We start from the raw sequence: 19,676 nt of genomic DNA, 5'->3' as shown, positions 1-19,676 counted from the left end.
CTAATGATGAATGGACACATCAATCATCACACGCGTCCGTGAGATTGTTTCCTCGGGCGAACTCACCAAAGCCGGTCTGGCTCGAGCCTCCGGCCTTCACGCAAACACACTGCGCGAATGCACAGAAGATGGCTGGAACCCCACAGCTGAAACGTTAGCCAAGCTCGAAAACTTTCTGTCGGGCAACGACGACCGCCCTGCCCTTGTCGGTATCGAGGAAATTATTGACGAGGCCCGGAACGGCCGGATGTACATTCTGGTCGATGACGAAGATCGGGAGAACGAAGGCGATCTGATCATACCTGCACAGATGGCCACTCCCAATGCTGTCAACTTTATGGCGACATACGGCCGCGGTTTGATCTGTCTGGCGCTGAGTCGCAGCCGGGTTGAAGCCTTGGGGCTTGAACCCATGACCGCGAACAACACTGAAAGTATGCAAACCGCCTTCACCATTTCGATCGAGGCGAAAGAAGGCGTAACCACCGGCATTTCAGCCGCCGACAGGGCGCGGACAGTCTCTGTCGCGATTGATGCGACCAAGGGCCCCGGCGACATTGTCAAACCCGGCCATGTGTTCCCTTTGACTGCACGCGATGGCGGGGTTCTGGTGCGCGCCGGACATACCGAAGCAGCGGTAGATATTTCGCGCCTTGCGGGGCTCAATCCCTCCGGCGTGATCTGCGAGATCATGAACGAAGATGGCAGCATGGCTCGGCTAGACGATCTGATCGGATTTGCGCGGAAGCATGACCTCAAAATTGGTACAATCCGCGATCTGATCGAATATCGCCGCCGCAACGACCACTTGGTCGAGCGGGTTAGCGAGCGTACGTTTGAATCCGATTATGGCGGGCAGTGGAAACTCATCACCTATCGGAACACCGTCGACGGGAGTGAAGCGCTGGTTCTGCAAAAGGGGCATGTAGTACACGGTGAGCCCACTCTTGCCAGGGTGCACCCGATCTCGGTGCTGGACGATGTTCTTGGTCAACCCGGCGAACGCAAACGCGTTTTGCAGCGTTCCATGCAGGCCGTTGGCCAGCATGGTTCAGGCGTCATCGTTGTCCTTCGCGACCGCCCGGCCACAGGTAGTTATAGCGAAGAGGATGAGATCAGAAATGTGGGCATTGGTTCGCAAATTCTTGCAGACCTCAAGATCCATGACATGATCCTGCTCAGCAATTCCCAACCCAATGTTGTCGCGATTGAAGGCTATGGCCTCAATATCGTCGACCATATGCCTATTCCGGATTGACTAAAATGGCGAAAATTCTGATAGTTGAAGCACGCTTTTACGGTCATTTGAATGACATGCTGATCGCTGGTGCGAAGGCCACGATAGAAGCGGCAGGGTATGAGGCCGAAGTTCTGACCGTTCCCGGCGCGCTGGAAATTCCCGGCGCAATCGCTCTCGCGTTGGAAAGCGATCAGTATGACGGTTTCGTAGCGATTGGCGTGGTGATCCGCGGCGAGACCTACCACTTCGAGATAGTCGCCGGCGAAAGCGCTCGCGCGATCATGGCGCTGACCATGGATGGCATCGCCATTGGCAACGGCATCCTGACGGTCGAGAATGAAGATCAGGCGCTGGTGCGCGCAGACCCTGCACAAAAGAACAAGGGTGGCGAAGCAGCCGAAGCCGCCCTCGCCTTGCTCAATTTGCAGGAACGCTTTGGCGGCTAGTCAGGCAAGCCGACCGAAGCAGCCGGCGCCGGCGTAAACTGCGTTCGCGCCCAGCTCTTCTTCGATCCGGATCAGCTGATTGTATTTCGCCAAACGGTCAGAGCGCGCCAGCGAGCCGGTTTTGATCTGCCCGCAATTGGTTGCGACTGCCAGGTCAGCGATGGTGGAATCCTCGGTTTCGCCCGAGCGGTGGCTAATTACAGATGTATAGCCCGCGCGGTGTGCCATATCGACCGCAGCCAGTGTTTCTGTGAGCGAGCCGATCTGATTGACTTTCACGAGCAGCGCATTGCCCAGCCCCTTGTCGATACCCATGGCAAGGCGTGCCGGATTGGTAACGAACAAGTCGTCACCCACAAGCTGAACCTTGCCACCAATCTTGTCGGTCAGGATTTTCCAGCCTTCAAGATCATCTTCATCCATACCGTCTTCGATCGACCGAATGGGATAATCATTGCAAAGCACCGCGAGATAATCAGCCATTTCCTCGCTCGAAAGCGATGTCCCCTCACCCTTCATCTCGTACCGGTCTTCAGAGAAATACTCGGAAGACGCACAATCAAGCGCCAACACGACTTCGCTGCCAGTTTTGAAGCCAGCCCGTTCGATCGATGCCATAATGAAATCGAGTGCGGCGCGCGTGCTGGCCAAATCAGGCGCAAACCCGCCCTCGTCGCCGACAGCTGTCGACAAGCCTTTGTCTGACAGGCCCTTTTTGAGGGTATGGAATATCTCTGCGCCCCAACGCACCGCTTCGGCCAGGCTGCTTGCCCCAACCGGCATGATCATGAATTCCTGAATATCGATCGGATTGTCGGCATGTTCGCCGCCATTGATGATGTTCATCATAGGTACCGGCAGGACATGCGCAGACACACCGCCAAGATATGAGTAGAGCGGCAGGCCGCGCGCATTGGCCGCTGCCTTTGCCACCGCAAGACTGGTGCCCAGAATGGCATTCGCCCCGATCCGTCCCTTGTTCGGCGTCCCGTCCAGTTCGATCATGGCGAAATCGACGTCGCGCTGATCTTCCGCATCCAAGCCAAGGATTGTATCGGCGATCTCGGTATTCACTGCATCCACCGCCTTGAGCACACCCTTGCCGAGGTAGCGATCTGCGTCACCATCACGCAGTTCTACCGCTTCATGTGCGCCAGTCGAGGCGCCTGATGGCACTGCGGCGCGCCCGAAACTTCCGTCCTCAAGCAAAACATCGACTTCCACTGTCGGGTTTCCGCGGCTATCAAGAATTTCTCGGCCATGGAGGTCGATAATTGCAGTCATTTTCAGGCTCCTGGATGGGACTGTTGTATTCGGGTAAAACACCCCCATATGAGGGTTGCAATCGCGCTCTATGCGCCCGCTCATCGTGGTGCAAGCCGCGTTGCAGAATTAGTAGGTTCGGCAGACGTATTCATGCCGAACGCTTTAACACATTAGGCAAAGGACGGATCATGGCAGAAACCAGCAAAACCAAGACCCGAAAGTCTGCCGCCAAGAAGCCGGCAGCAAAGAAAACAACCAAGGCAAATGCGCCTGAGAGCAATACCGCTGAAGCGAAATCGCGCTTCAACGCGGCGCTTGACGAAGCAAGGGCCGGTGCTGCCGCATTGAAGGCGGAGGCTGGCGAACGTGCAGGCGCCTATCGTCAACAGGCCCGTGAGAAAGGAACGGATCTCGTGTCGGAAGCAAAGAATTACGGCAATGAAGCCAAAACAAAAGCCAGCGATCTGGCGGTTGAGGGCAAGACTCGCGCGAGCGATGCGCTGTCATCTTTTGGCAAGATTGTAGCAGACGTGGCCCCTCAGATTGATGAGAAGGTCGGCGAGCAATATGGCGACTATGCTCGCAAGGCATCGCGTAGCCTTCAGGAAGCCTCTGCCAAGCTGGAAGCCAAAAGCGTAGATGAGATCGGCGAAGATGCGCGTGAATTCGTGCGGAAAAGCCCGGGCACAGCGCTTGGTATCGCAGCTATTGCAGGCTTCATCATTGCTCGGCTATTCCGTGGGAGCAAATAAAGCGCCACACGGAAGGGGCTGATCATGAGCGATACGGATCGGGCTGAACGCAGCCCGGCCGAATTGGAGGACGAATTGAACGCTGCGGTTCGCGGCGAGAAGGATTCTGCGCCTCCTGAATCCTCTTTGATCGATGATCTGACCGCACTCGCTGACGATGGTAAAACGCTATTCGAGGCTGAGATTGGATTCCAGAAAACCCGTCTTGCATTTGCAGCGAACCGCAGCAAAACCGCAGTTCTGTCCGGCCTTATGGCGATCGGGTTTCTTCATCTCGCTTTGATTGCACTCGTGGTTGGAGCGGTGATTGGATTGACTCCCTGCCTTACCGCATTCGGCGCCACTACCGTAGTTGTAGGCGCATTGCTGCTTGGCGCTCTCGCGTTCTTGAGTCGTGCACGTGGATCCGCGCGTGACATTGGTGAAGCATTCGACAAAAGTTCGGGAGAGACTGATGACTGATCTCAAACGGCAATTAAAGGAAGACAAGGCCATTCGCAGCGCGGCCCGCTCGATATTGTTGGCGCAGATAGCACAGGTTCGCCATGGCCTGTCCGGTCAACGTATCGGGGAAAAACTAGCGGACAAGATTGGTAATCCTGCGCTGGAAAAACTCGAAAACGCGGGAACACCTGCAAAGGTGATTGCGGCTGCCGTTGCCGGGGCCGCCAGCGTCGTTGCCGTCGCACTGGCCTGGAAACCTTTAACTGAACTGTTTGCGACAACTGCCGAAGAAGAAGCTTTGGAGACCGACGATGACGCGTGAACACAAGCGCGAAGCGCTTAAAGAACGGATCGCGGCTGCTCAAGCGCGCTTCAGTGACCGGCCTCCCGAAGAGATCGTGGCGGATGCTGCCGGTGCAGCCTTTGATTTTGCCAAACAAAATCCATTGGTGGTGATCGGCGGGGCGGTTGTTTTGGGGTTGACGATTGGAAGCCTTAGCCGGCGTGGCCGCAAGGCAGCCAGGACAGGCGGAATTCTCGCCCGGATCGCTATCGACGCCGCAATAGGATTTGCGCTGGCAATGTATGAGAAAGCCAATCATGCACCAAAGGAAGTTGGTCTTGCGAAGGGCCAGGATTTGATCGAACAACAAAAGACCGATCAAGAATAGACCTGCACAAGCCCCTCCCCTTGCCTCTGCGGCACACTTGTTTATTTCGCGCGGCATCAGAACAAGCTTACAGGACAATCCATGGCCGAACTCGAAACCAAACAACGACTCCACCTTGTTATGGGTGGCCGCGTCAGTGATCCGCGATCATACGAATTTCAGGACCCGGAAAGCATCCACGTCGTCGGCGTGTTCAGCAATTATGAGGACGCGGTTGAGGCATGGCGTGGCCAGGCCCAGCGCACCGTTGATGATGCTGAAATGAAGTATGTCGTGGTGCACATTCACAAGCTGCTCGAACCGGACGCATAAATCCAACTAATGTCGTATTCTCTTCGCCTGTTCTGGAGCATCGATGCCGCACGCCTCGGCGAAATCTTCGCGGAAGCTGTCCGCGTTGTGGGTGCGCATGGCTATACGAACGAGCAAGTTGCAGCATGGGCGGCGAGGTCACCCGCCGCAGAATCTCGCATCTTTGAGCGCATATCGGCAGGCGATAGGATAATGGTCGCAGTTGGCTCAGACGATGATCCTGTCGCCTACGCCATTCTCGAACAAGACGGACATCTGGACCACCTCTACTGCCACCCGAATCACACTCGGCAAGGTTTGGCTGATTTGCTGCTAGAAGCGGCCGAGGAACAAGCACGTGCGCGGGGGTGTTCGCGCCTATACACCGAAGCGAGCGAGCTTGCTCGCCCGGCATTTGAACGTGCGGGCTATATCGTGACGCATAGACGCGACTTTTACATCGCACATGCCGGGCAAGATGTGCCGATCCACAACTACGCGATGGAGAAAGCGCTCGATTGAACGCCGCTCAATTCGAGATCAGATGAATTCGATCTTGCTGACGAGATAGAACTTGTCGCCTGACGGGACAGTCACTTCGATCTCGTCGTCGACCTCTTTGCCGATCAGAGCGCGCGCAAGCGGTGAACTGTAAGAGATGCGGCCCGATGCCACATCAGCTTCTGTTTCGCCAACGATCTGATATTTGATCGGCTTATCGTTTTCATCAAGCAATGTAACGGTCGCGCCGAATACAATCCGGTTACCGCTCAACGTTGCAGGATCTATAATCTGCGCGCGGCTCACCTTGCTTTCGATGTCGCCGATCATGGCCTCAACCTGGCCCTGACGCTCCTTCGCGGCATGATATTCAGCGTTCTCGGACAGATCGCCATGTGCGCGAGCTTCCTCAATCGCATCAACAATCTTGGGTCGTTCCTCGCGCAGCACTTTGAGGTCGGCTGTCAGCCGTTCGTAACCCTCTGCCAGCATTGGAACCTTTTCCATCGTAGCCATCCAGTCTTTCCTTCAGCGCTCTTCCCTACTGAAATCACAGTCATTTCGAACGTGACCGCTTCTGTCGAAGCGGCTTGGTCACGCTTGAAATGTGGGGAAAGAGCTAAGTTTCGCTAGCGATAATAGTCCTGCAATGACCGGACTTCAAGGTCACTTGCGCTTATAGCACGAATTGCATTGGCAACGGCCAGCGATGCGGCGGCTGTTGTATAGTATGGTAACTTCGCCTCCAGGGCCGAAGCGCGGATCGATTTTGAGTCCAGCAAGCTCTGCCAGCCTTCGGTTGTATTGAAAATCAAATCCACATCGCCATCGATGATTTTGTCGACAATATGCGGCTGTCCTTCGGCAACCTTGTTGACGCGTTCAACGGCCAATCCCTGCTCGCTCAGATAGGTCTGCGTGCCGCCTGTGGCAATTGCGCTGAAGCCTTGCTCGATCAGAGACTTTACTGCCGGAAGGATGTACGCCTTGTCGCTATCCTTGACCGATACGAACACAGTTCCTTCAGACGGCAGTTTCATGCCGGCCCCGAGTTGCGACTTGAGGAAGGCCGCTTCGAAGGTCAAATCGATGCCCATGACTTCGCCGGTCGATTTCATTTCCGGTGAAAGAATCGGATCCGCGCCGGGGAAACGGCTGAACGGGAAAACCGCCTCTTTCACTGCCATGTATGGCAAGTCGCGCTTGAACGGCTCAAAGTTAGAGAGCGGTTCGCCCGCCATTACCCTGGCAGCGATCTTTGCCACCGGCTGACCGATTGCTTTGGCGACGAAGGGCACCGTGCGTGACGCGCGCGGGTTCACCTCGATCAGATAGACCTCGCCATCCTTCACCGCGAACTGGACATTCATCAGGCCCACGACATTCAGCGCCTTGGCAAGCGCATCTGCCTGGCGCTCCATCTCTTCAACGATATCAGCCGGAAGCGAATATGGCGGCAATGTGCACGCGCTATCGCCCGAATGGACGCCCGCTTCCTCGATATGCTGCATCACGCCCGCAATGCGCACTTCCTTGCCATCACACAGGGCATCGACATCGCATTCAATCGCATCGCGAAGATATTGATCAACCAATACGGGACTGTCGCCCGATACGTTCACAGCGGTGCGGATGTAGTCATCGAGTTGCGCTTCGCTGTCGACGATTTCCATCGCACGGCCGCCCAAAACGTAAGACGGGCGCAGCAGCACCGGATAGCCGATCCGCGCTGCCACAGCTGCGGCTTCGTCGCGGCTATATGCAATGCCATTGTCCGGCTGCTTCAGGCCGAGCTTGTCGACCAGTTTGGCGAAGCGTTCGCGATCTTCGGCCAGGTCGATCGCATCCGGCGAAGTGCCAAGGATTCGCACGCCTGCATCTTCCAGCGCCTGTGCCAGCTTTAGCGGCGTCTGCCCGCCAAATTGCACGATCACACCTGCCAGAGTGCCCTTGGACATTTCGACGCGCATGATCTCCAGCACATCTTCTGCGGTCAGCGGCTCGAAATACAGGCGATCGGACGTGTCATAATCAGTCGACACCGTTTCCGGATTGCAATTGACCATGATGGTTTCATAACCCTGCTCGGCCAACGCAAAACAGGCGTGCACACAGCAATAATCGAACTCGATCCCCTGCCCGATCCGGTTCGGGCCTCCGCCCAGGATCACGACCTTCTTGCGCTCTGACGGATCAGCTTCACATTCCGGCTCGCCGAATGTCGGTACCTCATAGGTAGAATACATATACGGCGTGATGGCTTCGAATTCCGCTGCGCAGCTGTCGATCCGCTTGAAAACAGGCCGCACGCCCAGCTTTTCGCGCAGCGCGCGCACTTCGGCTTCGCTGGTCGCACCCGCCATCGCCTGCAAGGCATCGTGCAGCAGGCCGGAACGTCTCGCCTGTGTTTCGCCCAGACTGCCTGCAACGCCGACTGAACGCACAGCCAATGTTGCCAGGCGCTTGTCAGAAAAGCCCATCGACTTAAGCTTGCGCAGCCCCGCCGCATCGCGCGGCAAGCCATCTTCGGAAATCTGCTTTTCAGCAGCGATAATCTCTTCGATCTGGCGCAGGAACCACGGGTCATAGCTCGTGATTGTGTGGATCTCTTCGACGCACATGCCTTCGCGGAATGATTGCCCGACATTTAGCAACCGGTCCGGCGTACGTTTGCTGAGCGCCGCGGTCAGCACTTCGCGCGATACACCTTCCAGCGCGAGTACGCGGTTGAACCCATCGAGATCGGTTTCCAGCCCGCGCAGCGCCTTCTGCATCGATTCCTGGAAGTTACGCCCAATCGCCATGACTTCGCCGACCGATTTCATCGCGGTCGCAAGCTCGTTCTCCGTGCCCTTGAATTTCTCGAACGCAAAGCGTGGGATCTTGGTCACAACATAGTCGATAGTCGGCTCGAACGATGCCGGGGTTGCGCCGGTAATCTCGTTGGTAATCTCGTCGAGCGTGTAACCAACCGCCAGCTTTGCCGCGACGCGCGCAATCGGAAAACCGGTTGCCTTGGAAGCAAGCGCAGACGAACGCGACACGCGCGGGTTCATCTCGATCACAATCAGGCGGCCATCTTTGGGATTGACCGCAAACTGGACGTTGGAGCCGCCGGTTTCGACGCCAATCTCGCGCAGCACGTTCAGAGACGCGGTGCGCATGATCTGGTATTCCTTGTCGGTCAGCGTCAGCGCGGGTGCGACAGTGATCGAATCCCCGGTGTGCACGCCCATCGGATCGACATTCTCGATACTGCAGATGATGATGCAGTTGTCATGCTTGTCGCGGACAACCTCCATCTCATATTCTTTCCACCCTAGCAGCGATTCCTCGATCAGAACTTCTGTGGTTGGCGATGCATCCAGCCCTTCGCGAACGATGCGTTCAAATTCGGTCTTGTTATAGGCAATGCCGCCGCCGGTGCCGCCCAGAGTAAAACTGGGGCGGATGATCGCGGGCAATTTGGTTCGCTCGAGAACTTTCAGAGCATCGTCCAATGAATGCGCGATCCCGCTGCGTGCGCTTTCCAAGCCGATCTTGTCCATCGCGTCTCGGAATTTCAGCCGGTCTTCGGCCTTGTCGATGGCTTCGGCATCGGCGCCGATCATCTGGACGCCGTATTTCTCCAGCACGCCCATCTTGTTGAGCGAGAGCGCGCAGTTCAGCGCGGTTTGCCCACCCATCGTTGGCAGCACAGCGTCTGGCCGCTCCTTGGCGATGATCTTCTCGACGATTTCGGGCGTGATCGGCTCGATATAGGTCGCGTCGGCAAATTCGGGATCGGTCATGATCGTCGCCGGGTTCGAGTTCACCAGAATGACGCGATAGCCCTCTTCCTTCAGCGCCTTGATCGCCTGCGTGCCGGAGTAATCAAACTCGCACGCCTGGCCGATGATGATCGGGCCTGCGCCAATAACGAGGATCGAGGAGATGTCAGTGCGTTTGGGCATCAACTAGCCTTTATTTCGAGGGAAACTGGCTCAGGCGAGTTTCCGAAGTTCACTACGAGACAACACAAAGAGGGCTCGATTTCCTCCGTAATAGGAACGGCATAAGCCAGACCATGACGGTTCAATTCAATCTCGAATGCTTCCAGGCCACATTGGCTAATAACTTCGCCCACTTTCAAACTAAGGTTCTCGAGTTCATCGAAATCTGACTCAGCATAACGAATGTCAGGAGCGCCGATCACTATGTGAGGCATTGGCGCCTCTTCTTCAGCCTCAAATAAAGAGACCGAAATAGCCCAGCTTGCGAGAACCGAAGAAGCACCAAAAGCAAACCAGATAAGTTTGGTTCGCCTCACCCCAACATCCCCACGAATTTCTCGAACAGGTAGAAGCTGTCTTGCGGGCCGGGTGAGGCCTCGGGGTGGTATTGGACGCCGAAGGCTTGCTTGCCCTTGATCGAAATGCCGCAATTGCTGCCATCGAACAGGCTGACATGCGTCTGCTCGACATTGTCAGGCAGGCTGTCGGCATCCACCGCAAAGCCGTGATTCATGCTGGTGATTTCAACCAGCGTTTCGCTGTGCCCCCAGCTTTCGCCCACACGCTGAACCGGATGGTTCGCGCCGCGGTGCCCCTGATGCATCTTAACCGTCTTCGCGCCCGCTGCCAGCGCAAGCATCTGGTGCCCCAGGCAAATGCCGAACAGCGGAATGTCACGTTCCAGTAGAGCCTTGATCACCGGCACCGCATACTCGCCCGTCGCCGCCGGATCGCCCGGACCGTTCGACAGGAACACGCCCGCAGGCTCCAGCGCCAGCACATCCTCCAGCGAGGTCTTGGCAGGAACCACGGTTACATTCGCCCCGGCGCGCACAAGATTGCGGAAGATATTGTCTTTTGCGCCGTAATCTATCGCAACGACGTGCGGGCGATCTGCGCCCTCGCCTTCGCCATAGCCGTGGCCGAGCTGCCAGTACGAACCGCTCCAGTCTTCGCGGGCTTCGCGCGTGACAACCTTGGCGAGGTCCATCCCCTCTAGCCCCGCCCAGCCTTGTGCCTTCGCAACCAAAGCCGGGATATCAAACTTACCCTCAGGCGAATGTGCGATCACCGCATTGGGCGCGCCGCTCATCCGGATACGTCGGGTCAATGCACGGGTATCGACGCCCGATAGGCCGATCTTTCGATTCGCCGCCATCCACTCGGTGAAGCCTTCGATGCTGCGGAAATTGCTCGGCTGCGTCACATCTTCGCGCACCACGCAGCCCACTGCGCCTTCAACCTTGCTTTCAATGTCTTCAGGGTTCGCGCCGACATTGCCGATATGCGGGAATGTGAAGGTTACGATCTGCGCCGCGTAGCTCGGATCGGTCATCACTTCCTGATAGCCGGTCATCGCGGTGTTGAAGCACACCTCGCCCAATGCATCGCCGCTCGCGCCGAACCCCTTTCCCCAGATTACCGTGCCATCGGCCAATACCAATACGCCGGTAGCTCCAGTGGGTTGCGCAGGCGTAGAGGCAGAAGCCATTCGGGCTCTCCAAATTCAAGGGTTTTCCGGCGATGTCGCTAAGACCCATCCGCTAAGCTTGCGTAACGGGTCCGTCAACCTATCTGTGCAGGGTATTTTGCGCTATCGGCGCTTGCATACGAATCCATCCACAAGAAAGACAATCAAATGCCCGAAGCGAAACTGCGCGATGACATCAAGGCCGCCACGATCACTGCCATGAAGGCAGGTGAGAAGGATCGCACCGCCGCGCTTCGCCTGATCGCCGCCAAGATCAAGGATCGCGATATCGAAGCGCGTACCGGCAAGGCGCCGGATAATGACGACGATCTGGTCATCGAAGTGCTGCAGAAGATGGCCAAGCAGCGCAAGGAATCAATCCAGATGTACGACGATGGCGGGCGCAAGGAACTGGCGGATCAGGAACGCGCTGAACTGGCAGTGATCGAGGAATTTCTGCCCGCAATGATGGACGAGGCCGCTACCAAGGCCGCAATCGAAGCGGTGAAGGCCGACGTCGGCGCCGAATCGATCAAGGATATGGGCCGCGTCATGGGCGAGCTGAAGAAGCGCCACGGCGCCGAACTCGACATGGGGCTCGCCAGCGGAATGGTAAAAGCCGCGCTTTCTTGAGATTGGCACAGGCTGGTCCACAGCCGACGCTTGAACATGGCGCGCATCCCGCGCATTGGTAACCTATGTCGATAACCCCGCAATGGAAGGATGAATTGCGCGCACGTGTGACGCTGTCTTCCGTCATCATGCGGACGACCAAGCTGCAACGTGCGGGGCGTGAGTGGAAGGCTTGCTGCCCGTTCCACAATGAGAAGACGCCCAGCTTCACGGTCAATGATCAGAAGGGTTTCTACCACTGCTTCGGCTGCGGCGCGCATGGCGATGTAATTTCATGGATGACCGACCAGCGTGGGCTGCCCTTTATTGACGCGATCAAGGAACTGGCTGCGCAGGCAGGTATGGAGGTTCCGGCCCCCGATCCTGTGGCCGCGAAACGCGCGGAGAAGCGCGCCGGCCTGGTCGATGTGACCGAAGCGGCACAGAAGTGGTTTGCCGCCAATCTGTATGGGCCGGACGGGGAGAGCGCTCGCGAATATCTGCGCTCAAGAGGTTTCAGCCGCCGCATCGTCGAAGAATTCGGCTTCGGCTATGCGCCAGACAGCAAAATCGCCCTGAAAAGCGCATTGTCCGACTTCGATGACGCAATGTTGGTCGAAAGCGGAATGCAGATCAGTGTTGAAGACAAAACACCCTATGACCGCTTTCGTGACCGGTTGATGCTGCCCATACAGGATCAACGCGGGCGCGTGATCGCATTCGGCGGGCGCATTCTTGAGTCGCGCGATGGCATGGCGAAGTACCTAAACTCGCCCGACACCCCGCTGTTCGACAAGGGCCGCACGCTTTACAATCTGCACCGCGCAGGGCCCGCTAGCCGCCAGACCAATCGTTTGGTCGTGGTTGAAGGCTATATGGATGTCATCGCGCTGGCCAATGCGGGCATTACCGATGCGGTGGCGCCGCTCGGCACCGCGCTCACGGAAAACCAGCTGACCTTGTTATGGCGCTTGGTCGATGCGCCAATTTTGTGTTTCGATGGCGACAATGCCGGGCGGCGTGCGGCGATGCGAGCGATCGGACGCGCTTTGCCGATGTTGCAACCTGGAAAGACATTGTCGATTGTGCGCCTGCCCGCCGGGCTCGATCCGGATGATCTGATCAAAAAACAAGGCGCGGGTGCGCTTGAAAAACTACTCGCGAGCCCGGCCAGCCTGCTCGACAACCTGTGGATTTTTGAGCGCGACGCGCAGGAACTCAGTACGCCAGAGGACAAGGCCGGCTTGAAAGCGCGTTTGCTGGAGCATGTCGATACGATCCAACATGCCGATATTCGCGCGCTTTACAAACGTGAATTGCTGGAGCGTTTTTCCGATTTCGCTTTTCCACCACGCCCTAAACGCGATTGGAAACCTGGCTCCCGCTCAACTTGGCAGCCCAGCCCCCGCCTTTCCAGTGATGCCGCCTCCAAGCTGCAACGCGCTCTGTCTGGCGGCGCGCGTGACGAGTTTACGCGCGCGGTTATCCATGGGCTTTTGCAGCATCCAAGCGAAATTGTCCGGCACACCGAAGCCTTGGGTAAACTCGCACAGAATGATGCAAAAATGACAGAAACTGTCGAAAGCTTGCTTGAACTGTCAGAAACGCTTGATTCGCACGGGCAAGTCGCCATATCAGGCGCAGAAGGCCTTCCTGCCCCACCGGATAACAAACGATACGCTTTCCTGCGAGAAAGCACCGACCCGGTAGATGCGCGCGAGGAATTGGCTGAAGCCGTTGCGTTACTGGTCGAGAGGCCGGCCCTCTTGTCTGCCCTCGAGGCTGCAAAGGCGCGGTTTGATGAAGACCCAGAAGGGGCGTTTGCAGAGCAGACGCGTTTGCGGGAACGGTTGGCTACACTGAATTTACGTCTGAAGGAATTTGGACGACGCAAGGCCGGGAAACCGGCCGGGACAGAAATTTCTCGCGAGGGTGCTGAATTCGAGCAGCTCTCCGACATGAACACGGACTGATTTGGACCTATGGCTTCACGGACAAAAAGCGCACCGAACAAAGATGACGACGCTCCGCTGATCGACCTCAACGAAGCTTCGATCAAGAAGCTGATGACCAAGGCAAAGAAGAAGGGCTACGTCACGCTGGACGAGCTGAACGAAGCTTTGCCAACGGATATGGATTCCGAAAAAATCGAGGACGTCCAGACCGCTTTGTCTGAAATGGGCGTGCAGATCGTCGAGAGTGACGAAGATGCTGAAGCTGAAGCCGAGCAGGAAGCCGAAGTGGCTGAAATGCAGGTCGATGAAGGCAAGAAAGACGCGAAGAAGCCTACAGCGGCGGCGGCTGCCAAGAAGACGACAACCGGTGACCGAACCGACGATCCGGTGCGCATGTATCTGCGCGAAATGGGCGCAGTGGAATTGCTCAGCCGTGAAGGCGAAATCGCGATTGCGAAGCGCATTGAGGCTGGCCGTGACATGATGATCATGGGCCTTTGCCAAAGCCCGATCACGTTCCACGCGATCATTCAGTGGTCCGAAGCGCTCAACAATGAAGAAATGCAGCTGCGCGAGATCCTGGATCTCGACGCGATGCTATCCAAGGAACCGCCTGCAGAAAAGCTGCAAGACGGCGCCGAAGATGACGATGATGACGATATCTCGGAAGAGACCGCTGGCCCGACTATTCGCGACGATGATGATGTCGAAGACGAAGATGACGGCGAAGAAGGCGAAGACGGCGAAGGCAAGAAAAGCGACGACGATGAAGATGAAGACAACACCATGTCGCTCGCGCAGATGGAAGAAGCGCTAAAACCTGACGCAATCGAACGCTTCGCGCGCATCACGCAGACCTTCAAGAAGTTCGAAAAACTCCAGGCCGAGCGTGTCGAAACACTCGCTGCCGGCAATGAATTCCCGAAGACCAAGGAAAACCGCTACGAGAAGCTTGGTGAAGAGCTGACCGGTGAAGTGGAAAGCATGCAGTTCCACGCCACCAAGATCGAATTCCTGGTGGATAATCTGTATGCGTTCAACCGCCGCCTGACGGCGCTCGGCGGCCAAATGCTGCGGTTGGCCGAACGTCATAAAGTCAAACGCCTCGACTTCCTGAAAGCCTATGTCGGCAATGAGCTGGACGACGGCTGGCTCGAAGCCAACGCAAAGAAAGACAAGAAATGGGCGGCCTTCGCTGAAAAGGAAGCCGACGCAATTGATCGAATTCGCGCTGAAATCTCAGACATCGCCAGCCAGACCGGCATGTCGCTGACTGAACTCCGCCGAATCGTAAACATGGTACAGAAGGGCGAGCGTGAAGCGCGTATCGCCAAGAAGGAAATGGTTGAGGCCAACCTTCGCCTGGTGATCTCGATCGCCAAGAAATATACCAACCGCGGCCTGCAATTCCTTGACTTAATTCAGGAAGGGAACATCGGCCTGATGAAAGCGGTCGACAAGTTCGAATACCGCCGCGGCTACAAGTTCAGCACCTACGCGACTTGGTGGATCCGACAGGCGATCACGCGCTCGATTGCCGATCAGGCGCGCACTATCCGTATCCCGGTCCATATGATCGAGACGATCAACAAGCTTGTACGCACCTCGCGCCAATTCCTGCACGAGGAAGGCCGAGAGCCCACTCCTGAGGAAATGGCAGCACGCCTCTCCATGCCGCTGGAAAAGGTTCGCAAGGTGATGAAGATCGCCAAGGAACCGATTTCTCTTGAGACACCAATCGGTGACGAAGAAGATTCACATCTGGGCGATTTTATCGAAGACAAGAACGCAATTATCCCTGTGGATGCCGCGATTCAGGCGAACCTCAAGGAAACCGTCACTCGCGTGCTCGCATCGCTCACCCCGCGTGAGGAACGCGTGCTGCGCATGCGCTTCGGTATCGGCATGAACACCGATCACACGCTGGAAGAGGTAGGCCAGCAGTTCTCCGTGACTCGCGAACGTATCCGTCAGATCGAAGCGAAGGCGCTGCGCAAGCTAAAGCACCCAAGCCGCAGCCGGAAAATGCGTTCGTTCCTGGATCAGTAAGGTCGGTTTTCCCCATAAAGGCGCTTTCCGCTCTCGCGTTCTAGCTTGAATTGCGATACCCATTGTGCGGTGCAGCATTTTGGGGTTGGAACCATGCCAACCATTGCCATTATCAGCCAAAAGGGCGGGTCGGGTAAGACCACCATCGCCCTGCACTTGGCCGCGAGCGCTACGCAGGCGAAGCAGCCAGCCTGCGTCATCGATACCGACCCGCAAGCCACCGCGGCAACGTGGGGCGACTGGCGCGGGGATTTCTACCCGCTTGTTGTCACCAGCCCCCCCTGCCCGGCTCGCGAAGACCATCGAGCGTGCGCATAAGCAGGTCGAAGTAGACGTGGTGGTCATCGACACGCCGCCACACGCCGAAGCTGCGATGCGCGAAGCAATCAAAGCCGCTGATCTGGTGCTGATCCCTTCGCGCCCACGTGCGTTTGACTTGCACGCGCTCGAAGCTGTGGCTGAAATGATCGAGTTCGCAGGCAAGCCCGCCTATGTCGTGCTTAACGCTGTGCCTGCAGGCGCGACCCGCCAGATCGCAAAAGCCAAAGAGACCGCAAAACAGTTTGGTCTCAAAACCTGCCCCGTGACCTTTGGCGAGCGCGCGGACTTCCACCGATCCTCTGCCAAGGGCGAGGTCGCTTCAGAAATCGATGCGACCGGAAAAGCTGCTGCTGAAGCCAAAAAACTTTGGGCGTGGGCACGCAAGCAGGTAAGCTGATCACAGATCGCGGTAGAAAAGCCGGTATTCGGGGTAGAGAGAATCATCACCCTACCCTATGTGGTCAACATGCGTATCGCGATTGCATCTGACCACGCCGCCACCGAACTCAAATCAGAGCTTGCAGAGTGGCTGATGGAAGCCGGGCACGAAGTTGCAGACCTTGGGCCCCATTCGACCGAAAGCGTCGACTACCCTGACTATGGCTACAAGCTGGCCGAAGTTGTGGCTGATGGCACAGCAGAGCGCGGAATTGCCTTGTGCGGCAGCGGGATCGGAATCTCAATTAGCGTCAATCGCAATCCTGCTGTGCGCTGCGCCCTGGTTTCAGAGCCCTTGTCGGCGGCCTTGTGCCGCGAGCATAATGACGCAAACTGCATTGCCATGGGCGCGCGGCTGATCGGGATCGAAATGGCCAAGGCCTGCGTTGCAACATTTCTAGACACCGAATTTGCCGGCGGGCGCCACCAGCGCCGTGTCGACAAATTGTCCAACCCGCCCTTTAACACCGACACGATTGAGCCTCTCCAATGAGCACAGCACCCTCTACCGATACCGATATCATGCGCCGTTTCTGGCATGACAACCTGGCTGAAGCCGACCCTGAAATCGCAGAGGCGGTTGGCAAGGAACTGAAACGCCAGCAAGACAAGATCGAGCTGATCGCGTCTGAAAATATTGCTTCAAAGGCCGTGCTCGAAGCAACCGGCAGCGTGTTCACCAACAAATATGCAGAAGGCTATCCCGGCAAGCGTTACTATGGCGGTTGCGACTATGCCGACGTGGTTGAAACACTCGCAATCGATCGCGCGAAAGAACTGTTCGGGTGCAACTTCGCCAATGTTCAACCCAATTCGGGCAGCCAGATGAATCAGGCCGTGTTCCTTGCGCTGCTGCAGCCTGGCGACACCTTCATGGGCCTAGACCTCAATTCGGGCGGCCACCTGACCCACGGTTCGCCCGTGAACATGAGCGGCAAGTGGTTCAATCCCGTCGCCTATGGCGTACGCAAGGAAGACGAGCGTATCAACATGGACGATGTCATGGCCATCGCGAAAGAGCATAAGCCTAAACTCATCATCGCAGGTGGCACGGCCTATTCGCGCGTTTGGGACTGGGAGGCTTTCCGCAAGGTGGCCGATGAAGTCGGTGCATATCTGATGGTTGATATGAGCCACATTTCGGGCCTGGTCGCTGGCGGTGCGCACCCCTCACCCTTCCCGCATGCTCACGTGGTCACCAGCACGACTCACAAGAGCCTGCGCGGTCCACGTTCAGGGATCATCCTGTGGAACGATGAAGAGCTGACAAAGCCGATCAATATGGCGGTTTTTCCCGGTATGCAGGGCGGCCCACTGATGCATGTTGTCGCAGCGAAAGCCGTTGCATTCCGCGAGGCATTGCGCCCCGACTTCAAGGCTTACGCCAGCGCCGTGGTAGAAAACGCTCGGGCTCTGGCGGCCAGCCTCGAGGAAAACGGTCTGCGCATCGTGTCGGGCGGGACGGACAACCATTCCATGCTGGTTGATCTGACTGCCAAGGATGTGACCGGCAAGGATGCCGAAAAGGGCCTCGACCGCGCGTGGCTCACCTGCAACAAGAACGGCATTCCCTACGATACGCGCAGCCCCTTTGTAACAAGTGGTATTCGCCTTGGCACGCCAGCGGGCACTACCCGCGGTTTTGGACCCGCTGAATTCCGCAAGGTCGGCAAGCTGATCGCCGAAGTGGTCGACGGACTTGCCAAGAACGGTCCGGAAGGCGATGCTCAGGTCGAGGAAGCCGTGCGCGGTCGGGTATCGGAGCTGTGCGCAGCCTTTCCTGTCTACCCGGAGAGCTAAACCATGACTGACAAGAACCCTCAAGAAGGCAACATCTTCGAAGATGTGAAAGACGAAGTTGTCGGTATCGCCAAAGGGGGCGCGAAGCACCCTGGAACCAAGCCAGTTCTTACAGGCGCAGCTGTCGGCGCAGTCGCAGGCGCGCTTCTGCCCGTCGTGACGTGGCCTGTTGGTTTGATCGCGGGTGTAGGCATCGCGATCTACAGCCGCGTCAAGAAATAGCGGGATAGCTTCGACAAATCATGCGCTGCCCATTTTGCGCCCACGATGACACGCAGGTTAAAGACAGCCGCCCGACCGAGGATAACACCTCGATCCGGCGGCGTCGGCAATGCTCAAGCTGCGGTGCGCGTTTCACGACATTCGAGCGCGTCCAGCTGCGCGAAGTCATCGTTGTCAAAAGCGGAGACCGGCGCGAGGCATTCGATCGCAGCAAGCTGGAGCAATCGGTTACACTCGCCTGCCGCAAACGTGGGGTAGAACAGGAACGTATCGATCAGCTTGTCTCTGGCATCCAGCGACAGGTTGAAACAGCGGGTGATCCCGAAGTTGCCTCCTCTCGCATCGGCGGCATGGTGATGGACGGACTACGCCAGATCGACAGCGTCGCCTATATCCGCTTTGCCAGTGTTTATCGCGACTTCTCAGAGGCCAAGGACTTCGAAGAATTTGCCAGCACTGTGCAGGAAGCCGCGATAGATGGGACAAAGTAACCAGCCCGTCTTTGTGCTGGTTCGCCCGCAACTGGGTGAGAATATCGGCAAGGCAGCGCGCGCCATGCTCAACTTCGGGCTGACCGAAATGCGTATTGTTGCGCCGCGCGATGGCTGGCCCAACCCCGATGCCGGCCCCTCAGCTGCTGGCGCGGATATCGTTCTTGAACGCGCAAGAGTCTACGAGACCACAGCCGAAGCTGTCGCGGATTGTGCCCACGTCTATGCCACGACTGTGCGCAAGCGCGGCGTTACCAAGCCGGTGGTCGGGCCGGACGAAGCAGGCAGCGCGATCCACGCCGAGATTGGAAAGAGCGCGATCCTGTTCGGGCCTGAACGTTCAGGTCTGGAAACAGAGGATGTGGCTCTTGCCAGAACGATCCTTACAGTTCCCATCAACCCGGAATTCGGCTCACTCAATCTCGCGCAAGCTGTGATCTTGTGTGCCTATGAATGGTCAAAGCAGGCCGATCTGGTTCAACCCACTGCGGAAGACGAAGCGCTTCCCCCCGCCCCTCAAGAGGAACTAGATGGCTTGATCGCACATCTGGAGCGCATGCTGGAACCAAAGGGCTATTTTCTGCCGGAAGCGCGGGCAGAAGCTACCCGACGGACCTTGCGGACAGTTCTGACCAAACCCGGTTGGGATCACTTGCAAGTGCGAACATTGCGCGGGGTGTTGTCATCGCTTGATCGTGGTGATCGCAAATAAAG

The 19,676-nt window shown here is 57.2% G+C and carries 23 protein-coding genes; 18 read left to right on the top strand and 5 right to left on the bottom strand.

What is annotated here, in order from left to right:
- Window positions 1-10 precede the first annotated feature (10 nt).
- The gene (gene ribB, locus QZ487_RS10580; RefSeq protein ID WP_296024989.1) at window positions 11-1,258 is read left to right on the top strand and encodes a 3,4-dihydroxy-2-butanone-4-phosphate synthase; all 1,248 of its coding nucleotides are present in this window, start codon (window positions 11-13) and stop codon (window positions 1,256-1,258) included.
- A 5-nt stretch (window positions 1,259-1,263) separates the two neighbouring features.
- Window positions 1,264-1,686: a 6,7-dimethyl-8-ribityllumazine synthase gene (ribH, locus tag QZ487_RS10575; RefSeq protein ID WP_296024987.1), complete on the top strand. Its 423-nt coding sequence runs from the start codon at window positions 1,264-1,266 to the stop codon at window positions 1,684-1,686.
- Here ribH and eno read toward each other — a convergent pair whose 3' ends face one another.
- Window positions 1,687-2,970: a phosphopyruvate hydratase gene (gene eno, locus QZ487_RS10570; protein WP_296024984.1), complete on the bottom strand. Its 1,284-nt coding sequence runs from the start codon at window positions 2,968-2,970 to the stop codon at window positions 1,687-1,689.
- Window positions 2,971-3,140: 170 nt separating this feature from the next.
- On the opposite strand from eno, the gene QZ487_RS10565 reads away from it, so the two are divergent.
- From QZ487_RS10565 to QZ487_RS10540, 6 genes are all read left to right on the top strand, one after another.
- Window positions 3,141-3,704: a hypothetical protein gene (locus tag QZ487_RS10565; RefSeq protein ID WP_285975258.1), complete on the top strand. Its 564-nt coding sequence runs from the start codon at window positions 3,141-3,143 to the stop codon at window positions 3,702-3,704.
- A gap of 24 nt (window positions 3,705-3,728) precedes the next feature.
- Window positions 3,729-4,166, top strand: coding sequence for a phage holin family protein (locus QZ487_RS10560; RefSeq protein WP_285975259.1), 438 nt, complete (start codon window positions 3,729-3,731; stop codon window positions 4,164-4,166).
- A complete protein-coding gene (locus QZ487_RS10555) occupies window positions 4,159-4,470 on the top strand; it encodes a hypothetical protein (protein WP_296024979.1) in 312 nt (103 codons plus the stop codon). The genes QZ487_RS10560 and QZ487_RS10555 overlap by 8 nt, the downstream gene beginning before the upstream one ends.
- Entirely contained in the window at window positions 4,460-4,819 is a 360-nt protein-coding gene (locus tag QZ487_RS10550; protein WP_296024976.1) for a hypothetical protein, read from the top strand. Before QZ487_RS10555 ends, QZ487_RS10550 begins: the two co-directional genes overlap by 11 nt.
- Before the next feature lie 81 nt (window positions 4,820-4,900).
- On the top strand, window positions 4,901-5,131 hold the full coding sequence (locus QZ487_RS10545) for a DUF4170 domain-containing protein (protein WP_285975262.1): 231 nt from the start codon (window positions 4,901-4,903) through the stop codon (window positions 5,129-5,131).
- 9 nt (window positions 5,132-5,140) lie between these two features.
- On the top strand, window positions 5,141-5,632 hold the full coding sequence (locus tag QZ487_RS10540; RefSeq protein ID WP_296024971.1) for a GNAT family N-acetyltransferase: 492 nt from the start codon (window positions 5,141-5,143) through the stop codon (window positions 5,630-5,632).
- An 18-nt stretch (window positions 5,633-5,650) separates the two neighbouring features.
- Here QZ487_RS10540 and greA read toward each other — a convergent pair whose 3' ends face one another.
- From greA to carA, 4 genes are all read right to left on the bottom strand, one after another.
- On the bottom strand, window positions 5,651-6,127 hold the full coding sequence (greA, locus tag QZ487_RS10535) for a transcription elongation factor GreA (protein WP_285975264.1): 477 nt from the start codon (window positions 6,125-6,127) through the stop codon (window positions 5,651-5,653).
- A gap of 113 nt (window positions 6,128-6,240) precedes the next feature.
- Window positions 6,241-9,564 carry a carbamoyl-phosphate synthase large subunit gene (gene carB, locus QZ487_RS10530; RefSeq protein WP_296024968.1) on the bottom strand — a complete coding sequence of 1,108 codons (3,324 nt, stop codon included), beginning with the start codon at window positions 9,562-9,564 and terminating at the stop codon, window positions 6,241-6,243.
- A complete protein-coding gene (locus tag QZ487_RS10525) occupies window positions 9,564-9,920 on the bottom strand; it encodes a hypothetical protein (RefSeq protein ID WP_296024967.1) in 357 nt (118 codons plus the stop codon). The genes carB and QZ487_RS10525 overlap by 1 nt, the downstream gene beginning before the upstream one ends.
- Window positions 9,917-11,095, bottom strand: coding sequence for a glutamine-hydrolyzing carbamoyl-phosphate synthase small subunit (carA, locus tag QZ487_RS10520; RefSeq protein WP_296024965.1), 1,179 nt, complete (start codon window positions 11,093-11,095; stop codon window positions 9,917-9,919). Before carA ends, QZ487_RS10525 begins: the two co-directional genes overlap by 4 nt.
- Window positions 11,096-11,242: 147 nt before the next feature.
- On the opposite strand from carA, the gene QZ487_RS10515 reads away from it, so the two are divergent.
- From QZ487_RS10515 to QZ487_RS10475, 10 genes are all read left to right on the top strand, one after another.
- On the top strand, window positions 11,243-11,707 hold the full coding sequence (locus QZ487_RS10515; protein WP_296024963.1) for a GatB/YqeY domain-containing protein: 465 nt from the start codon (window positions 11,243-11,245) through the stop codon (window positions 11,705-11,707).
- Between the two features lie 65 nt (window positions 11,708-11,772).
- On the top strand, window positions 11,773-13,659 hold the full coding sequence (dnaG, locus tag QZ487_RS10510; protein ID WP_285975269.1) for a DNA primase: 1,887 nt from the start codon (window positions 11,773-11,775) through the stop codon (window positions 13,657-13,659).
- 9 nt (window positions 13,660-13,668) lie between these two features.
- Window positions 13,669-15,690 carry an RNA polymerase sigma factor RpoD gene (gene rpoD, locus QZ487_RS10505; RefSeq protein WP_296024960.1) on the top strand — a complete coding sequence of 674 codons (2,022 nt, stop codon included), beginning with the start codon at window positions 13,669-13,671 and terminating at the stop codon, window positions 15,688-15,690.
- Between the two features lie 93 nt (window positions 15,691-15,783).
- Complete coding sequence (locus QZ487_RS11525) at window positions 15,784-16,008, top strand: AAA family ATPase (RefSeq protein WP_367114466.1); 225 nt, start codon at window positions 15,784-15,786, stop codon at window positions 16,006-16,008.
- Window positions 15,953-16,408 (top strand): AAA family ATPase, encoded by a 456-nt coding sequence (locus tag QZ487_RS10500; protein WP_367114457.1) that lies wholly within the window; start codon window positions 15,953-15,955, stop codon window positions 16,406-16,408. The genes QZ487_RS11525 and QZ487_RS10500 overlap by 56 nt, the downstream gene beginning before the upstream one ends.
- A 69-nt stretch (window positions 16,409-16,477) precedes the next feature.
- The gene (gene rpiB / locus QZ487_RS10495; RefSeq protein WP_296024957.1) at window positions 16,478-16,942 is read left to right on the top strand and encodes a ribose 5-phosphate isomerase B; all 465 of its coding nucleotides are present in this window, start codon (window positions 16,478-16,480) and stop codon (window positions 16,940-16,942) included.
- On the top strand, window positions 16,939-18,249 hold the full coding sequence (gene glyA, locus QZ487_RS10490; protein ID WP_296024955.1) for a serine hydroxymethyltransferase: 1,311 nt from the start codon (window positions 16,939-16,941) through the stop codon (window positions 18,247-18,249). The genes rpiB and glyA overlap by 4 nt, the downstream gene beginning before the upstream one ends.
- A gap of 3 nt (window positions 18,250-18,252) precedes the next feature.
- A complete protein-coding gene (locus tag QZ487_RS10485; RefSeq protein WP_296024952.1) occupies window positions 18,253-18,471 on the top strand; it encodes a hypothetical protein in 219 nt (72 codons plus the stop codon).
- Between the two features lie 20 nt (window positions 18,472-18,491).
- Window positions 18,492-18,962, top strand: a complete 471-nt coding sequence (nrdR, locus tag QZ487_RS10480) for a transcriptional regulator NrdR (RefSeq protein ID WP_285975275.1) — start codon at window positions 18,492-18,494, stop codon at window positions 18,960-18,962.
- Window positions 18,949-19,674 carry an RNA methyltransferase gene (locus QZ487_RS10475; RefSeq protein WP_296024949.1) on the top strand — a complete coding sequence of 242 codons (726 nt, stop codon included), beginning with the start codon at window positions 18,949-18,951 and terminating at the stop codon, window positions 19,672-19,674. The genes nrdR and QZ487_RS10475 overlap by 14 nt, the downstream gene beginning before the upstream one ends.
- Window positions 19,675-19,676 lie beyond the last annotated feature (2 nt).

Origin of the sequence: uncultured Altererythrobacter sp. (assembly GCF_913057185.1) — a bacterium.
In the GTDB taxonomy this organism is placed as follows: domain Bacteria; phylum Pseudomonadota; class Alphaproteobacteria; order Sphingomonadales; family Sphingomonadaceae; genus Erythrobacter; species Erythrobacter rubellus.
Note: the sequence above shows the minus strand (reverse complement) of the source record. Positions and strands in the feature narration are given on the sequence as shown.

What these genes read in the sequence shown, in the direction of transcription:
- ribB (WP_296024989.1), top strand. Translation starts at nt 11, where the DNA reads ATGGACACATCAATCATCACACGCGTCCGTGAGATTGTTTCCTCGGGC.
- ribH (WP_296024987.1), top strand. Translation starts at nt 1,264, where the DNA reads ATGGCGAAAATTCTGATAGTTGAAGCACGCTTTTACGGTCATTTGAAT.
- eno (WP_296024984.1), bottom strand. Translation starts at nt 2,970, where the DNA reads ATGACTGCAATTATCGACCTCCATGGCCGAGAAATTCTTGATAGCCGC.
- QZ487_RS10565 (WP_285975258.1), top strand. Translation starts at nt 3,141, where the DNA reads ATGGCAGAAACCAGCAAAACCAAGACCCGAAAGTCTGCCGCCAAGAAG.
- QZ487_RS10560 (WP_285975259.1), top strand. Translation starts at nt 3,729, where the DNA reads ATGAGCGATACGGATCGGGCTGAACGCAGCCCGGCCGAATTGGAGGAC.
- QZ487_RS10555 (WP_296024979.1), top strand. Translation starts at nt 4,159, where the DNA reads ATGACTGATCTCAAACGGCAATTAAAGGAAGACAAGGCCATTCGCAGC.
- QZ487_RS10550 (WP_296024976.1), top strand. Translation starts at nt 4,460, where the DNA reads ATGACGCGTGAACACAAGCGCGAAGCGCTTAAAGAACGGATCGCGGCT.
- QZ487_RS10545 (WP_285975262.1), top strand. Translation starts at nt 4,901, where the DNA reads ATGGCCGAACTCGAAACCAAACAACGACTCCACCTTGTTATGGGTGGC.
- QZ487_RS10540 (WP_296024971.1), top strand. Translation starts at nt 5,141, where the DNA reads ATGTCGTATTCTCTTCGCCTGTTCTGGAGCATCGATGCCGCACGCCTC.
- greA (WP_285975264.1), bottom strand. Translation starts at nt 6,127, where the DNA reads ATGGCTACGATGGAAAAGGTTCCAATGCTGGCAGAGGGTTACGAACGG.
- carB (WP_296024968.1), bottom strand. Translation starts at nt 9,564, where the DNA reads ATGCCCAAACGCACTGACATCTCCTCGATCCTCGTTATTGGCGCAGGC.
- carA (WP_296024965.1), bottom strand. Translation starts at nt 11,095, where the DNA reads ATGGCTTCTGCCTCTACGCCTGCGCAACCCACTGGAGCTACCGGCGTA.
- QZ487_RS10515 (WP_296024963.1), top strand. Translation starts at nt 11,243, where the DNA reads ATGCCCGAAGCGAAACTGCGCGATGACATCAAGGCCGCCACGATCACT.
- dnaG (WP_285975269.1), top strand. Translation starts at nt 11,773, where the DNA reads ATGTCGATAACCCCGCAATGGAAGGATGAATTGCGCGCACGTGTGACG.
- rpoD (WP_296024960.1), top strand. Translation starts at nt 13,669, where the DNA reads ATGGCTTCACGGACAAAAAGCGCACCGAACAAAGATGACGACGCTCCG.
- QZ487_RS11525 (WP_367114466.1), top strand. Translation starts at nt 15,784, where the DNA reads ATGCCAACCATTGCCATTATCAGCCAAAAGGGCGGGTCGGGTAAGACC.
- rpiB (WP_296024957.1), top strand. Translation starts at nt 16,478, where the DNA reads ATGCGTATCGCGATTGCATCTGACCACGCCGCCACCGAACTCAAATCA.
- glyA (WP_296024955.1), top strand. Translation starts at nt 16,939, where the DNA reads ATGAGCACAGCACCCTCTACCGATACCGATATCATGCGCCGTTTCTGG.
- QZ487_RS10485 (WP_296024952.1), top strand. Translation starts at nt 18,253, where the DNA reads ATGACTGACAAGAACCCTCAAGAAGGCAACATCTTCGAAGATGTGAAA.
- nrdR (WP_285975275.1), top strand. Translation starts at nt 18,492, where the DNA reads ATGCGCTGCCCATTTTGCGCCCACGATGACACGCAGGTTAAAGACAGC.
- QZ487_RS10475 (WP_296024949.1), top strand. Translation starts at nt 18,949, where the DNA reads ATGGGACAAAGTAACCAGCCCGTCTTTGTGCTGGTTCGCCCGCAACTG.